Source organism: Rhodococcus sp. 4CII (assembly GCF_014256275.1).
GTDB classification, from domain to species: domain Bacteria; phylum Actinomycetota; class Actinomycetes; order Mycobacteriales; family Mycobacteriaceae; genus Rhodococcus_F; species Rhodococcus_F wratislaviensis_A.
In genome coordinates, this window is the sequence record NZ_JACCFE010000002.1 from 5,598,316 (window position 1) to 5,613,054 (window position 14,739).

Here is a 14,739-nt window from a genome sequence, read left to right on the forward strand (position 1 = left end):
GGGGTATGACTATCGCCGACATCCGCCTGACGCCGCACGAAGTGGCCGCACACCTGGAGACCGACGAACTCCGGCAGCTGGTCGGGCTCGTCGAACACGACGACGCCGCGGACCCCTTTCCCGTGGTCGGAATGGACGCCGTGGTGTTCGTGTGCGGCAACGCGACGCAGAGCATGCAGTACTTCGTCTCCACGTGGGGCATGACCCTCGTCGCGTACGCCGGACCGGAGACCGGTCAGCGCGCGCACAAGTCGTTCGTGCTCGAGTCCGGGTCGGCGCGCTTCGTCCTCCACGGCGCCGTCGATCCGAAGAGCCCGCTCGCGGACCATCACCGGGCCCACGGCGACGGGGTGGTGGACCTGGCCATGGAAGTTCTCGACGTCGACCGCTGCATCGCGCACGCGCGCTCGCATGGCGCCACCATTCTCGAGGAGCCGCGCGATGTCACCGACCGGTTCGGCACCGTGCGCTTGGCGGCGATCGCCACATACGGCAGCACCCGCCACACCATCGTCGACCGCAGCCGGTACGACGGGCCCTACCTGCCCGGGTTCGTCGCGCGCTCCAGCGGCTACGCGACGCGACCGGGCAGACCGACCCGGCTGTTCCAGGCGCTCGATCACGCGGTCGGGAACGTCGAGATGGGCCGGATGGACCACTGGGTGCGGTTCTACAACCAGGTCATGGGTTTCACGAACATGGCCGAATTCGTCGGCGACGACATCGCCACGGAGTACTCGGCACTCATGTCGAAGGTCGTGGCGAACGGCAACCACCGGGTGAAGTTCCCGCTCAACGAACCCGCGGTGGGCAAGAAGAAGTCGCAGATCGACGAATACCTCGAATTCTACGGTGAACCGGGCTGCCAGCATCTGGCCCTCGCGACCGGCGACATTCTCGCGACGGTGGACGCGCTGCGGGCCGAGGGCGTCGAATTCCTGGACACTCCCGACGCGTACTACGAGGACCCGCAGCTGCGGGCCCGCATCGGCACGGTGCGGGTGCCGGTGGAGGAACTGCAGAAGCGCGGAATCCTCGTCGACCGCGACGAGGACGGCTACCTCCTGCAGGTCTTCACCAAGCCGCTGGGCGACCGGCCGACCGTGTTCTTCGAGCTGATCGAACGGCACGGCTCGCTCGGGTTCGGGGCCGGCAACTTCCAGGCCCTGTTCGAGTCCATCGAGCGTGAGCAGGCGGCCCGCGGCAATCTGTGACCGCCGGTGGAGCGGCACGGCCTGTCCGAGGCATCGGCAGAGTGATCCTTGCCACCCACTACACCCTGTCGTTGGCAAATTCGACAGAACTGGGACACTGGAGGCCGTGACTGTTTCCTCCGGTGACCCCGACGTGCACGCATCCCGCTCCGCCCAGCTCTTCGAGAGGGCTGATCTGGTCATTCCCGGCGGCGTCAACTCCCCGGTGCGGGCGTTCCACTCGGTCGGCGGCACCCCGCGGTTCATCAGGGAAGCGTCCGGCTACACACTCACCGACGTCGACGGCAACGATTACGTCGACCTCATCTGCTCCTGGGGTCCGATGATCCTCGGGCACGCGCACCCCGCCGTCGTCGAGGCCGTGCAGAAGGCGGCCGCCACCGGACTGTCGTTCGGCGCGCCCACCGAGGGCGAGATCGAACTGGCCGAGGAGATCGTGGCCCGCGTCGCGCCGGTGGAGAAGGTGCGCCTGGTCAATTCCGGCACCGAAGCCACCATGAGCGCCGTCCGCCTCGCCCGCGGTTTCACCGGCCGCACCAAGGTCCTCAAGTTTTCGGGCTGCTACCACGGACACGTCGATGCGCTGCTGGCCGACGCCGGTTCCGGACTCGCCACGTTCGGCCTCCCGACGTCCCCCGGCGTGACGGGGGCCCAGGCCGAGGACACCATCGTCGTGGCCTACAACGACCTCGACGCCGTCGCGCAGGCCTTCGCCGCCAACGAAGGCGAGATCGCGTGCGTCATCACCGAGGCCGCCGCGGGCAACATGGGCGCGGTGGCGCCGCAGCCCGGATTCAACGAGGGCCTGCGCACCCTTACCCGCGACAACGGCGCGCTGCTCATCATGGACGAGGTGATGACCGGATTCCGGGTCAGCTCCGCCGGTTGGTACGGCCTCGACGGCGTCGCGGGTGACCTGTACACGTTCGGCAAGGTGATGAGCGGTGGTCTGCCCGCCGCCGCATTCGGTGGTCGCGCCGACGTCATGGCCCATCTCGCGCCGGCCGGTCCCGTCTACCAGGCAGGCACCCTGTCCGGGAACCCCGTCGCCGTCGCGGCCGGGCTCGCCAGCCTCCGCGCCGCGGACCAGGGCGTGTACGACGCCCTCGAGCGCAACAGCGCCACCCTCCGAACCCTGCTGTCCGACGCGCTGACCGCCGCGAGCGTGCCGCACCGGGTGCAGACCGCCGGAACGATGCTCAGCGTGTTCTTCAGCGAAGACCCGGTGACCAACTACGCCGAGGCCAAGGCCGCCCAGACCTGGCGTTTCCCCGCGTTCTTCCACGGACTGCTCTCGCGCGGGGTGTACCCGCCGCCGAGCGCGTTCGAGGCGTGGTTCGTCTCCGCCGCGATGGACGACAAGGCGTTCTCGATCATCGCCGACGCCCTGCCCCACGCCGCCAAGGCCGCCGCCGCGGCCGTCCAGCCCTGACGTGTCGTCCCCTCCGGTGACCGGCAGCCCCGCCGCCGACACCCACCTGACCTCCCGCCCCGACCCGAGGAACCGCAACGTGACCGAAGCCGATCATCCCGACCACGCCCAGACCCGCACCATCGTGCACGTGCTCCGGCACGGCGAGGTGCACAACCCGCGCGGAATCCTCTACGGCAGGCTCCCCGGGTTCCGGCTGTCGGTGACGGGTGAGGCGCAAGCGCGGGCCGTGGCGTCGGTGCTGGCCAAGCACGACATCACCCACGTGGTGTCGTCGCCGCTGCAGCGCGCGCAGGAGACGGCCACCCCGATCGCCGACGCGCACGGCGTCGAGATCGCCACCGACGAGAACCTCATCGAAGCGGGCAACGAATTCGAGGGTCTCAAGGTGTCCGTCGGCGACGGCGCGTTGTCCCGGCCCCGGCACTGGTGGAAACTGCGCGATCCCTTCACCCCGTCGTGGGGTGAGCCGTACCTGCAGATCGCGCACCGCATGCTGGCCGCCGTCAACAGCGCCCGCGTGTCGGCGGTGGGCCACGAGGCCGTCGTCGTCAGCCACCAGCTCCCCGTCTGGACCCTCCGCCGCTTCCTCCAGGGCGAGCGGCTGTGGCACGACCCGCGCCACCGTCAGTGCGGTCTCGCGTCGCTGACGTCCCTCGTCTACGAGGGCGACACCCTCATCGACATCGTGTACTCGGAGCCCGCGGGCGCATCGGATCCGAGGGTGACCGGGGCATGAGTCGGGGGCGCTTCGCCGGGCTTCTCGCGGTGATCTGTACGGCCGCGGTGGCGCTGTCGGCGTGTGCGTCCGGCGACGACGCCGTGGCTCAGGGCGGCACGTTCGACTTCGTGTCGCCGGGCGGACAGACGGAGATCTTCTACGACCCGCCGGCCGACCGCGGCACCATCGGCACGGTGTCCGGACCCGACCTGATGACCGAGGGCAAGACCACCTCGCTCGACGACTTCGCGGGTCAGGTCGTGGTCCTCAACGTATGGGGGCAGTGGTGCGGTCCGTGCCGGGGTGAGGCGAACGATCTCGAGCAGGTGTACGAGGAGACCAAGGATCAGGGTGTGTCGTTCCTCGGAATCAACGTGCGCGACAACCAACAGGACAAGGCGCAGGACTTCGTGATCGACAACAAGGTGTCGTATCCGTCGATCTACGACCCCGCGATGCGGACGATGATCGCACTGGGCCAGAACTACCCCACGAGCGTAATCCCCACGACGATCGTGCTCGACCGGGAACACCGCGTTGCCGCGGTGTTCCTCAAGGAGCTGCTCGTCGAGGACCTGAAGCCGGTGGTCGAACGGGTGGCGCAGGAATCGTGAACACCAGCACTGCCCTTCTCGCCGGCGGCGTCGGCGACGCCTTCCAGACGACCGCGGCATCCGGACCGCTGCTGCTCGCGCTCGGTGCGTGCGTCCTCGCGGGTCTGGTCTCGTTCGCGTCGCCGTGCGTCGTGCCGCTCGTTCCCGGATACCTCTCCTACCTCGCGGGTGTGGTCGGCGCCGATGCCCCGGCCGTCACCGCGGAGGAGGCCGCCGCCCGCACGAAGACCGTGTCCGACGGACGGTTGCGGGTCGCGGGTGCGGCCGCACTGTTCGTCGCCGGCTTCACCGTGGTATTCGTGCTCGCGACCGCGTCGGTGTTCGGGGCCATCTCGGCCCTCGCGATCAACCGCGACGTCCTGATGCGCGTCGGCGGTGTGGTCACGATCGCCATGGGCCTGGTGTTCATCGGCCTGATTCCCGCGCTGCAACGCGACACCCGTCTCGAGCCGCGCCGCATCTCCAGTCTCGCCGGCGCCCCGCTGCTCGGCGCCGTGTTCGCGCTGGGCTGGACCCCGTGCCTCGGCCCGACACTGGCGGGTGTCATTTCCCTCGCCGCAGGCACCGACGGGGCCACCGCCGCCCGCGGTGTGGCACTCATCGTCGCGTACTGCCTCGGCCTCGGGCTGCCGTTCGTGATCCTGGCGCTCGGCTCGTCCCGTGCGCTGCGCGGTGTCGGCTGGTTGCGCCGCAACGCGCGCATCATTCAAATCTTCGGCGGAATCATGCTGGTGGCCGTGGGTATCGCCCTCGTCACCGGCGCGTGGGACCAGTTCGTCGGCTGGGTTCGCGACGCCTTTATCTCGGAAGTGACCCTGCCTATATGAGCGACATCCAGACCCCCGAGGCCCCGGAAGCCGCACCGGTACCGCGTCAATCGCTCCCCGGCCGCGCGTTCGCGCTCGTCCGCAACACCTGGCGCGGCCTCACGTCGATGCGCACTGCGCTGGTGCTGCTGTTCCTGCTGGCGCTCGCGGCCATTCCCGGCGCACTGCTGCCGCAGCGGAGCCTCAACGCGGGCAAGGTCGACGAATACATCGCGAACCGGCCGACCCTCGGCCCGTGGATGGACAAGCTCGAACTGTTCGACGTGTTCGGTAGCTTCTGGTTCACCGCGATCTACGTCCTGCTGTTCATCTCCCTCGTCGGCTGCATCCTGCCGCGCTGCGTCGACCACGCCAAGGCCCTTCGAACGCGTCCGGTGCCTGCCCCGCGGAACCTCGCACGACTTCCGCACCACCACGAAGACCGCGTCGACGAGACACCCGAGGAACTCGCCGCCCGCATCCGCACCCACCTGAAGGGGTGGCGGATCCAGACCCGTCAGGGCGGAGAACGGGCCGCGCACGACGGCGAGATCACCATCTCCGCCGAAAAGGGATACCTGCGCGAACTCGGCAACCTCGTCTTCCACCTGTCCCTCGTCGGGCTGCTCGTCGCGATCGCCGTCGGCAAGCTGTTCGGATACGAGGGCAACGTGATCGTCGTCGCGAACGACGGCCCGGGGTTCTGCACCACGTCGCCCGCGGTCTTCGACTCGTTCAAGGCGGGCAACACGCAGGACGGCACCGGCATGACTCCGCTGTGCGTCAAGGTCAAGGACTTCGCGGCCGACTACCTCGACAGCGGTCAGGCCGAGATGTTCACGTCCAACATCTCCTACCAGGCCGGCGACGATCTCGAGACCAACACGTGGCGGGACGGCCAGTTGCAGGTCAACCATCCGCTGCGCGTCGAGGGCGACCGCGTCTACCTACAGGGCCACGGGTACGCGCCGACGTTCACCGTCACGTTCCCGAACGGGGAGACCCGCACCGAGACGTTGCAGTGGCGACCGGACGACGCGACCACATTCCTCAGCAGCGGCGCCATGCGGTTCGACCCCCCCGGAGGCATGTACCCCGACACCGACGAGCGCCGGAAGAACCAGATCGCGATCGAGGGACTGTTCGCCCCCACCGCCTTGCTCCACGGCAGCCTGCTGGCGTCGAGCTACCCGGCGATGAACGACCCGGCCGTCGCCATCGACATCTACAAGGGCGACACCGGCCTCGACACCGGCAACCCGCAGTCGCTGTTCTCGCTCAACACGGAACTGATCAACCAGGGCCGGCTCGTGAAGCAGGACCGGGTGAACCTGAAACCGGGGGAGAGTTCGACCCTCGCCGACGGCACCCAGGTGCGGTTCGACGGCGCCGTGGACTTCGTCAATCTGCAGGTGTCGCACGACCCGGCGCAGCAGTGGGTGCTGGTGTCGGCCTTGACGATGATGGCGGGACTTCTCGTCTCGCTCCTAGTCAAGCGCCGCCGCATCTGGGCCCGCATCTACCCCGCGCACGCCGCGGAGGCGGGGCCACGACGTACTGTAGTAGAGCTTGGTGGACTCGCCCGGACCGATCAGGCCGGCTGGGGCGACGAGTTCGGCCGGCTCTGCACCCGACTGCTCACGGACGACACGAAGCCTGACGCGCAGGAGAGCCAACGATGACGACCAACGAGACACTGGCGCAGTACAGCGACTGGGCCTTCCGATCAGCCTTCACCGTGCTGGCGCTGGCGCTCGTGCTGCTCATCGTGCAGTACGCGTCCACGCGCGCGCAGGCCGTGCAGGACCGGGAACTCGTGGCGGCCGGCGCAGGCGCACCCCCCGCCGCCGACGGCACCGTTCCCGGTCGGCTGATCGAGCAGCCGAAGAAACCGCTGTCCGAGCGGTTCGGCGGCATGGGCGCAGCGGTGCTCGTCGTCGGCACCGTCCTGATCTTCGCCTCGATCGTGCTCCGCGGATTCGCGACCGAGCGGTTCCCGCTCGGCAACATGTACGAGTTCGTGACCATGGCCTGCGCCGCCGCGCTCGTCGTCGGACTCGCGCTGCTGTCGAAGCCGGCCTACCGGTCGATGTGGGTGTTCCTGCTCGTCCCCGTCCTGATCCTGATGTTCCTCGCCGCCACCGTGCTCTACGCGGACGCGGCTCCCGTGGTCCCCGCGCTGCGGTCGTACTGGCTGCCCATCCACGTCACGATCGTGAGCGTCGGCTCCGGCGTCTTTCTGGTGTCGGGCATCGCCAGCCTGCTGTTCCTGCTGCGCATGCGGTACCGGCGCGGGGAGGAAGGCACCGGCGTCTTCGGACGAATCGCGGAGCGCCTGCCCGACGCCCAGACCCTGGACCGGCTGGCGTACAAGACCACGATCATCGGGTTCCCGCTGTTCGGTGCGGGTGTCATCCTCGGCGCCATCTGGGCCGAGGCCGCCTGGGGCCGATTCTGGGGCTGGGATCCCAAGGAGACGATGTCGTTCATCGCCTGGGTCATCTACGCCGCCTACCTCCACGCCCGCGCGACGTCCGGGTGGCGCGACACGAAGGCCGCGTGGATCAACGTGGCAGGCTTCGTCGCGATGCTGTTCAACCTGTTCATCATCAACATGGTGGTGTCGGGGTTGCACTCGTACGCGGGCCTGAACTGACGGTCGCCACCGACTGATATCCTTCCGCCGCGACGTCTCGGACCGATGGGAATCCGGCGGGGGCGATGGAGACTTCACGAGGGGGACGTTCAGCCATGTCCGAAAACAACGCCGGCCTGTGGGAGCCGGTACGGCCGGCATCGAACCCGCCCGCGGACGACGCCGGATCGGCTGTAGCCTGGAACGCCGCGCGGCAGGCCCCGTACGTTCAGCCGCAGGGTCCCAACCCGTTCGCGCAGCCCAATGCCCAGGCCCCGGCCGCACCCACGCGGCCGCAGACCCAGGCGCCGGCGGCCCCCATCCCGCCGCAGGCAGCCCCTGCCCCTGCCGCGCCGCAGGCGCCCCAGCCTCAGGAGCAGTTCGCACCGCCCGCGAACCGGCAGCCCCACTCGAATGCCGATCAGCAGCACGCGGTGTCGGCCCGCGACCTGTCGACCTCGTTACTCCTCAAGCAGGTCAAGCCCGCCCCCACGACGGGATGGCGCAAGGCCCTGTACCGGCTCTCCGGCCGCTACATCAACGTCGGTAACAGTGCGAAGGAACAGCGTCGCATCGAGCTGACCCGGCAGGTCAACCAGCCACTGCAGGGGTGCTACAAGATCGCCCTGCTGAGTCTCAAGGGCGGAGTGGGCAAGACGACCACCACCGCCACCCTCGGGTCCACCTTCGCGTCGCTGCGCGGCGACCGCGTCATCGCCGTCGACGCCAACCCCGACCGCGGCACGCTGAGTCAGAAGATTCCGCTCGAGACCCCCGCCACCGTCCGCAACCTGTTGCGCGACGAGCAGAGCATCGAAAAGTACAGCGACGTCCGCAGTTACACGTCGCAGAGCCGGCACCGGCTCGAAGTGCTCGCCTCCGACAGCGACCCGGCGGTCTCCGAGGCGTTCAGCGCAGACGACTACGCACGAACCGTCACGATGCTGGAGAAGTTCTACAACATCGTCCTCACCGACTGTGGCACCGGACTGATGCACTCCGCCATGCAGACGATCCTCCAAGAGGCCGACGCGCTCGTGGTGGTCAGTTCGGGCTCCGTCGACGGCGCCCGGAGCGCCTCCGCCACACTCGACTGGCTCGACGCCCACGGATACCGCGAACTGGTGGCCCGGTCGGTGGCCGTCGTCAACGCGGTACGCCCGCGGTCCGGCAAGGTCGATCTGCCGAAGGTCGTCGAGCACTTCGAGCAGCGGTGCCGCCTGGTCCGGCTGATTCCGTTCGATCCGCACCTCGAAGAGGGCGCCGAGATCGACCTCGAGCGGCTGCGCCCGAAGACGCGCAACGCTCTCCTCGAATTGGCAGCCGCGGTCGCGTCGGACTTTCCGGCGTCCAGTTTCGCCCTACAGGACCGTCGCTGAGGCAGTGACGCCGGGCGGTGCCGGGCAGACCGGCACCCCGGCGTCGCGTCATCCGGCCTGGTCGGCCGGACCGGTATCGGGTTCGTCGGACTTCTTCCGACGGGCCTCGCGATCCACCTTCCACAGGAAGTCGGGATCGTCGTCGGGACCCAGCACCCGCTTGCTGAGCACCGGATTCGTATTCGGGCCGAAAGCCTTCCACAGCAGGACCGCCACAGTCACCAGCCCGATGAGCGCCAACAGATAGATCACCGCGCACCTCCTTACACCGCTCGAGGGTAGCCGGTATTCCTCGAGCGTAGCCGCGACGGCGGCAGAGGGCACCTACCCGGGTCGCAGGGCGTCCGGGTAATACATCGCAGTAGGCCTGACGGTCGGCCCGCCTCCGCGACTACGGTCGGCCCGCCTCCGCGACTACGGTCGGCCCGCCTCCGCGACTACGGTCGGCCCGCCTCCGCGACTACGGTCGGCCCGCCTCCGTCGTCAGCGAGCGGAGCAACTGCATGACCTCGGCCTCACGGAAGCGCCGGTGACCACCCGGGGTGCGCAGCGATCCGAGCCGGCCCGCGTGCGCCCATCGCGTCACGGTCTTCGGGTCGACATGGAACAGGGCAGCCACCTGGCCCGGGGTCATGAGGGCTTCGTTGGATCCACTGAATCCGGGTCCGTTGTAGGTGGGTGCGCTCATCGACGATCCTCCACTGCTTTCGACTGGTCTGTGCTGAAGCCGGCCGCTGTTGCGACTGATCTCGGTCATCGTGACATCCGAGACCCTGGGTACTCGAACGATCTAATGTTGGTAAAGGGGAGGTAATAGACAAATCGGATAAGTCGGACGTGTGAGGAGCGGCTCCAGCGGTGGGTAACCTGGGGGCGTGAGCGAGTCATCCGAGAAGCCAGAAGACCAGGTCGAGCGCCCCGCTGCCGCCGATTCGAGCGCGCAGCCGAAGTCGGACGGGCGGGTGACCAAGGGGCAGTTGGCGCGCGACGTCGCGATCTACTCGATCGCGCGGCTGCTGCTGGTGGTCCTCATCGGTGCCATCATCCTCGGGGTGGCCGCCCTCGTCGGTGTCGCCGTCCCGCTGCTCGTCGCGGCCATCTTCGCGGTCCTGATCGCGCTCCCGCTGTCGCTGCTGCTGTTCGCGAAGCTCCGCCGGCGGGTCAACGAGGGCATCGCCGCATTCGACGCGCAACGTCGCGCCGATCAGGCCGACCTGCGCGCCCGGCTTCGCGGTGAGGGTACGTCTCGGTGACGGTCGGCGACTGCGTCGTCATCGATCGGAGCCTGCCGCGTGACTGGGTGGACAACGCCGTCCGTCTCATCGACGCCGACGCGCAGCGCAGCGCCGACACGCACCTGCTGCGCTACCCACTTCCCGTCGACTGGGGTGTGCAGCTCTATCTGAAGGACGAGTCGACCCACATCACGGGCAGCCTCAAGCACCGACTGGCCCGCTCCCTGTTCCTGTACGCGATCTGCAACGGATGGATCACCGAGGGAACCACGGTCATCGAGGCGTCGTCGGGGTCCACAGCGGTCAGCGAGGCGTACTTCGCGAAGATGCTCGGCCTCGATTTCGTCGCCGTCATGCCGCGGAGTACGAGCGGTGCGAAAATCGCCCTGATCGAGGCCCAGGGCGGTCGCTGCCACTTCATCGACCGGCCCCCGGAGATCTACAGCGAGGCCCGCCGCCTCGCCGCAGAGACGAACGGTCACTTCATGGACCAGTTCACGCACGCGGAGCGGGCCACCGACTGGCGGGGCAACAACAACATCGCCGAGTCGATCTACCAGCAGATGACGCAGGAAGAGCACCCGGTGCCGGAGTGGCTCGTCATGAGCGCCGGGACCGGTGGCACCAGCGCGACGCTGGGCCGGTACATCCGCTATCGCAGGCACGCGACGCGTCTGCTCGTGGTCGATCCCGAGAACTCGGCGTTCTTCGGCGGCTACGACACCAACTCGTGCGAGTACGCGACGGGGATGCCCTCGCGCATCGAGGGCATCGGCAGGCCGCGCGTGGAGCCGTCGTTCGTCGGGCAGGTCATCGACCGGATGATGCGGGTGCCGGACGCCGCATCCATCGCCACGGCGCGGCACGCCAGCGCGGTGCTGGGACGCCGGGTAGGTGGGTCCACGGGCACGAACCTCTGGGGAGCGTTCACCGTCGTCGCGGAGATGCTCGCGGCCGGACGGTCCGGCAGTGTGGTCACGATCCTCTGCGACGGCGGTGAGCGGTATGCCGACACCTACTTCGACGACGACTGGGTGGCCGGCGAGGGCATCGACCTCACCGGTCCGGCCGCGGCGCTCGACGGCTTCGCGGCGACCGGACGGTGGCCGGGTCAGCCCGGCTGAGTCGCGGCTACCGGCGCGGTGACCGGCCGCGACATCGTGACGCGCGGCCATGCGGCCAGACCGTGCCGGGCCTCCTCGTCGCGGATGCGGGACAGTCCCGGGGTGAGGTCGGATTCCGGCAGCGGGCGGAATCCCAGTCGCTCGTAATAGGGAGCGTTCCACGGCACGTCGACGAACGTCGTGAGGGTGAGTGCGGGCAGGCCGCGCACCGCGGCCCACGACGCGATCTCGTCGATGAGCTGCGCGCCGAGGCCCTGATGGGCATGGTCGGGATGCACCGACACCTGCTCGATGTGCGCGCCCCCGTCGACCACGACGGCGAGCGCGTACGCGACCGGTGCGTCGTCGGTGTCGACCGCGACCCAGGCGCAGTCCGATCGGAGATACTCGGTGAGCTCGTCGAGGGTGAACGGGGGATCGTCGGCGACGGCGTCCATTCCGATGTCACGAAACGGCGCACCCGCCGCGATTTCGATGTCTTGCAGAATGGGCAGGTCGGTGGAAACGGCCGGGCGGATCACAGGTCTTTTGTACCCGAAATCGCGCTGTTCGCACAGTTTCCCTGCACTTTCCCGATACCTACTACTCCGTAGGCTACGCGACCGTAGGTTGGTAGCCTGGCGATAGGACGACGGAGCGGGGACGAGTATGGACAAGCCCGAGGTAACTCTCGAGAACTACGAAGAGGTGTACGCGTACTACCGCGATCATCAGCAGAATCGGGTGCTGGCCGCGCTCGCATACGCCTCGCTGTATGCGAAGTACCGCCCGCGGATCGTGTACTCGGACGACGCGAAGGCGCAGCTGGCCGGTTTGGTGAAGTCCGGCAGGGTGCTCATCGTCGCCGCCAATCACGTGACCCACAGCGATCAGTACACGCTCGCGGCCACGGCCTGGAAGACCCCGCTGCGCCGCGCGATCGGACGCACCCGGGTGCTTGCGAAGGACGAGTTGTTCGTCGACCCCGATTTGCACAAGAAGGTCGACATGATGGGCGGGATTCCCGTGTTCCGCAGCAAGAACTACGGTCTCCGGGCGGTCGCGGACGCCGGCCGGCTCATGATGGACATCTCGGCCGAGCGGCTGTGCCGCGGCGACAACCTGGCCATCTTTCCCGAGGGCACGTGCAACGAGGACGATCCGACCCGCCTGCAGCACATCAACAGCGGCATCGGTCACATCGCGAAACGTGCGGCGGATCGCGGAGTCTCGCCCGTGCTGCTGTCCATCGGCATCAGTTACGGACCGGACGCGTCCGGTCCCGATACCGAGAACGTGAAGGGGGCAAGCGTCTTCGTCGGGGAGCCGCTGTTCGACCTCCCGGCGAAACCGATGGACATCGCCCACGTCGTGCAGAAGGACCTGCAACTCGCCGTCGACGGGGCGGTCGCGGCGTACTGACGACCGGTCCGGAATCTGTCAAGAAGGGTTGACACCCGCGAGGTGTCAACTTAGATTGACATGCATGACCGAAGCAACCACGCTCGCCGCAGCGGCGGGCAGCCCCGACCCCGCAGAGGGTCTGCGGGCCGTGCGTGCGCTGCGGCGTCTCCTCGAACGGCTCGAATCGATACAGGTCGCCAACGCCCGCGCCCAGGGCTGGTCCTGGCAGGCGATCGCCGACTCCCTCGAGGTCAGCAGGCAGGCCGTCCATCAGAAGCACAATCGGAGAGGGAGGTAACGGCGCATGTTCGAACGATTCTCGACCGACGCACGGGCCGTGGTGATCGGCGCGCAACAGGAAGCGCGCGAACTGAAGTCACCGCAGATCGGGCCCGAACACCTCGTCCTCGCCCTACTGTCCGTGAGAACCGAACCGGTTCACGGCATCCTCTCCGCGGCCGGCATCGACGAGGAGACGTCGCGAGCAACCGTCGCGACACAGGGCACGGCCCTGAGCGACGCCGACGCGGAAGCGCTCGAATCGATCGGCATCGACCTCGAGGCCGTGCGCCAGAGCCTCGAGCAGAACTTCGGCAAGGGCGTGCTCGATCCCGAGGAGCCCACCGAGAAGCGCGGCTGGTTCGGCCGGAAGTCGGGGCACATCGGGTTCACCCGCGACGCGAAGAAGGCGATCGAGCTGTCACTGCGGGAAGCGCTGGCGCGCAAGGACGATCACATCGGCGCCGAGCACGTGCTCCTCGGGGTGCTGCGGGTGGCCGACGGCACGACGAGGCAGATCCTCGAAGTCCGGGTCGGGGTGGACGAACTCCGGCGCCGCGTGCACGCCGCACTCGACGACCGCGCTGCCTGACCGCCGGAATCCCGGATCGCCCGGTTCCCGTTTGTCCGATCGATGTGCCAGCATGCACGCATGACCTTCTTGGTACGCCTCGTCATCAACGCGTTCGCGATCTGGCTTGCGGCAGCCTGGGTGTCGGGCATCGACATCTCCAGTTCGGGCAACGGAACCGGGTGGGACATCGTGGTGCTGCTCGGCATCGCACTCGTGTTCACCGTCGTCAACATCTTCGTCAAACCGCTGGTGAAGTTGCTGTCGCTGCCGTTGCTGATCCTGACGCTGGGGCTGTTCACCTTGGTGATCAACGCGCTGATGCTGATGCTCACCGCTTGGCTGAGCTCCCTGACCGAGTACGGCCTCACCGTCGACGGCTTCTGGACCGCCCTGTGGGGAGGCCTGATCATCTCGATCGTCAACTTCCTGCTCAGCATCGTCGTCCCCGACGGCGACTGAGCCGCTCAGGCGGCGGCCAGTGCCACGGCGGTGGCGGCGCCCCAGATCAGCATCGCCAGCCCCGAATCCCGAAGCGCGGGAATCAGTGCGAGGCCCTGCCCGCCGGAGCGCACCGGGGCGTTCGCCCGGACCGCGAGCGGCAGCGCGAGCAGCCCGACGAGCGCCCAGGGTGTGCGCAGCACCAGGACGAGGGTCACGACGAACGGGACCGTCAGCGTGACGAGATGCAGGACGCGGGTACGGGAGTCGCCGAGCCGGACGGCGAGCGTGCGCTTGCCGGATTCGGTGTCGGTGGGGATGTCGCGCAGGTTGTTGGCGACGAGTACCGCGCTCGAGAACGAACCCACGGCGATCGCGGACACGAGTCCGGCCCAGTCGACCGTTTCGGCCTGCACGTACTGGGTGCCGAGCACGGCGACGAGACCGAAGAACACGAAGACGGCGACCTCACCGAAGCCGCTGTAGCCGTACGGCTTCGTGCCACCCGTGTAGAACCACGCGCCTACGATGCACAGGGCGCCGATCAGGACCAGCCACCAGGCGGTGGTGATCGCGAGCGCCAGGCCGGCCACCGCGGCGACGGCGAAGCAGGCGATCGCGGCGGCCTTCACCGCCGACGGCTGCACGAGCTTGGATCCGACGAGCCGCAGCGGTCCGACCCGCTCGTCGTCGGTCCCGCGAATCCCGTCCGAGTAGTCGTTGGCGAAATTGACTCCCACGATCAGCGCGAGAGAGACCACCAATGCCAATAGCGCCTTCCACCACACCGCGCCGCCGAGCGACGCTGCGGCGCCGGTGCCCACGAGCACCGGGGCGATCGCATTCGGGAGGGTGCGCGGTCGAGCGCCTTCGATCCATTGAGCAGCCGTTGCCATGCACCGATC

The 14,739-nt window shown here is 68.4% G+C and carries 18 protein-coding genes; 14 read left to right on the plus strand and 4 right to left on the minus strand.

The window, feature by feature from the left end; genetic code table 11:
* Positions 1-5 precede the first annotated feature (5 nt).
* The 8 genes from hppD (at position 6) to H0B43_RS26685 (ending at position 8,801) form a co-directional block, all read left to right on the plus strand.
* On the plus strand, positions 6-1,214 hold the full coding sequence (hppD, locus tag H0B43_RS26650; RefSeq protein ID WP_185725191.1) for a 4-hydroxyphenylpyruvate dioxygenase: 1,209 nt from the start codon (positions 6-8) through the stop codon (positions 1,212-1,214).
* A 106-nt stretch (positions 1,215-1,320) separates the two neighbouring features.
* A complete protein-coding gene (gene hemL, locus H0B43_RS26655; protein WP_185725190.1) occupies positions 1,321-2,646 on the plus strand; it encodes a glutamate-1-semialdehyde 2,1-aminomutase in 1,326 nt (441 codons plus the stop codon).
* Between the two features lie 79 nt (positions 2,647-2,725).
* Positions 2,726-3,385: a histidine phosphatase family protein gene (locus H0B43_RS26660; protein ID WP_185725189.1), complete on the plus strand. Its 660-nt coding sequence runs from the start codon at positions 2,726-2,728 to the stop codon at positions 3,383-3,385.
* Positions 3,382-3,981 (plus strand): TlpA disulfide reductase family protein, encoded by a 600-nt coding sequence (locus tag H0B43_RS26665; protein ID WP_185725188.1) that lies wholly within the window; start codon positions 3,382-3,384, stop codon positions 3,979-3,981. Before H0B43_RS26660 ends, H0B43_RS26665 begins: the two co-directional genes overlap by 4 nt.
* On the plus strand, positions 3,978-4,808 hold the full coding sequence (locus H0B43_RS26670; protein WP_185725187.1) for a cytochrome c biogenesis CcdA family protein: 831 nt from the start codon (positions 3,978-3,980) through the stop codon (positions 4,806-4,808). The genes H0B43_RS26665 and H0B43_RS26670 overlap by 4 nt, the downstream gene beginning before the upstream one ends.
* On the plus strand, positions 4,805-6,469 hold the full coding sequence (locus H0B43_RS26675; protein WP_185725186.1) for a cytochrome c biogenesis protein ResB: 1,665 nt from the start codon (positions 4,805-4,807) through the stop codon (positions 6,467-6,469). Before H0B43_RS26670 ends, H0B43_RS26675 begins: the two co-directional genes overlap by 4 nt.
* Positions 6,466-7,443 (plus strand): c-type cytochrome biogenesis protein CcsB, encoded by a 978-nt coding sequence (gene ccsB, locus H0B43_RS26680; RefSeq protein WP_185725185.1) that lies wholly within the window; start codon positions 6,466-6,468, stop codon positions 7,441-7,443. The genes H0B43_RS26675 and ccsB overlap by 4 nt, the downstream gene beginning before the upstream one ends.
* A gap of 95 nt (positions 7,444-7,538) precedes the next feature.
* A complete protein-coding gene (locus tag H0B43_RS26685) occupies positions 7,539-8,801 on the plus strand; it encodes a MinD/ParA family protein (protein ID WP_185725184.1) in 1,263 nt (420 codons plus the stop codon).
* 48 nt (positions 8,802-8,849) lie between these two features.
* Here the strand turns inward: H0B43_RS26685 and H0B43_RS26690 are convergent, their stop codons facing one another.
* Positions 8,850-9,053: a hypothetical protein gene (locus H0B43_RS26690; protein WP_185725183.1), complete on the minus strand. Its 204-nt coding sequence runs from the start codon at positions 9,051-9,053 to the stop codon at positions 8,850-8,852.
* A 208-nt stretch (positions 9,054-9,261) separates the two neighbouring features.
* Complete coding sequence (locus H0B43_RS26695) at positions 9,262-9,489, minus strand: BldC family transcriptional regulator (protein ID WP_005252019.1); 228 nt, start codon at positions 9,487-9,489, stop codon at positions 9,262-9,264.
* A gap of 187 nt (positions 9,490-9,676) precedes the next feature.
* On the opposite strand from H0B43_RS26695, the gene H0B43_RS26700 reads away from it, so the two are divergent.
* A complete protein-coding gene (locus H0B43_RS26700) occupies positions 9,677-10,054 on the plus strand; it encodes a DUF4229 domain-containing protein (protein WP_185725182.1) in 378 nt (125 codons plus the stop codon).
* Complete coding sequence (locus H0B43_RS26705) at positions 10,051-11,160, plus strand: PLP-dependent cysteine synthase family protein (protein WP_185725181.1); 1,110 nt, start codon at positions 10,051-10,053, stop codon at positions 11,158-11,160. Before H0B43_RS26700 ends, H0B43_RS26705 begins: the two co-directional genes overlap by 4 nt.
* On the opposite strand, the gene H0B43_RS26710 is transcribed toward H0B43_RS26705, so the two are convergent.
* Positions 11,148-11,681: a GNAT family N-acetyltransferase gene (locus H0B43_RS26710; RefSeq protein ID WP_185725180.1), complete on the minus strand. Its 534-nt coding sequence runs from the start codon at positions 11,679-11,681 to the stop codon at positions 11,148-11,150. The genes H0B43_RS26705 and H0B43_RS26710 overlap by 13 nt on opposite strands.
* Before the next feature lie 127 nt (positions 11,682-11,808).
* On the opposite strand from H0B43_RS26710, the gene H0B43_RS26715 reads away from it, so the two are divergent.
* The 4 genes from H0B43_RS26715 (at position 11,809) to H0B43_RS26730 (ending at position 13,855) form a co-directional block, all read left to right on the plus strand.
* A complete protein-coding gene (locus H0B43_RS26715; RefSeq protein ID WP_185725179.1) occupies positions 11,809-12,561 on the plus strand; it encodes a 1-acyl-sn-glycerol-3-phosphate acyltransferase in 753 nt (250 codons plus the stop codon).
* Positions 12,562-12,625: 64 nt separating this feature from the next.
* On the plus strand, positions 12,626-12,841 hold the full coding sequence (locus H0B43_RS26720; RefSeq protein WP_185725178.1) for a helix-turn-helix domain-containing protein: 216 nt from the start codon (positions 12,626-12,628) through the stop codon (positions 12,839-12,841).
* Positions 12,842-12,847: 6 nt separating this feature from the next.
* Positions 12,848-13,414 (plus strand): Clp protease N-terminal domain-containing protein, encoded by a 567-nt coding sequence (locus H0B43_RS26725; protein WP_185725177.1) that lies wholly within the window; start codon positions 12,848-12,850, stop codon positions 13,412-13,414.
* A gap of 60 nt (positions 13,415-13,474) precedes the next feature.
* Positions 13,475-13,855 (plus strand): phage holin family protein, encoded by a 381-nt coding sequence (locus H0B43_RS26730; RefSeq protein WP_185725176.1) that lies wholly within the window; start codon positions 13,475-13,477, stop codon positions 13,853-13,855.
* Positions 13,856-13,860: 5 nt separating this feature from the next.
* On the opposite strand, the gene H0B43_RS26735 is transcribed toward H0B43_RS26730, so the two are convergent.
* Positions 13,861-14,730, minus strand: coding sequence for a 1,4-dihydroxy-2-naphthoate polyprenyltransferase (locus H0B43_RS26735; protein WP_185725175.1), 870 nt, complete (start codon positions 14,728-14,730; stop codon positions 13,861-13,863).
* Positions 14,731-14,739 lie beyond the last annotated feature (9 nt).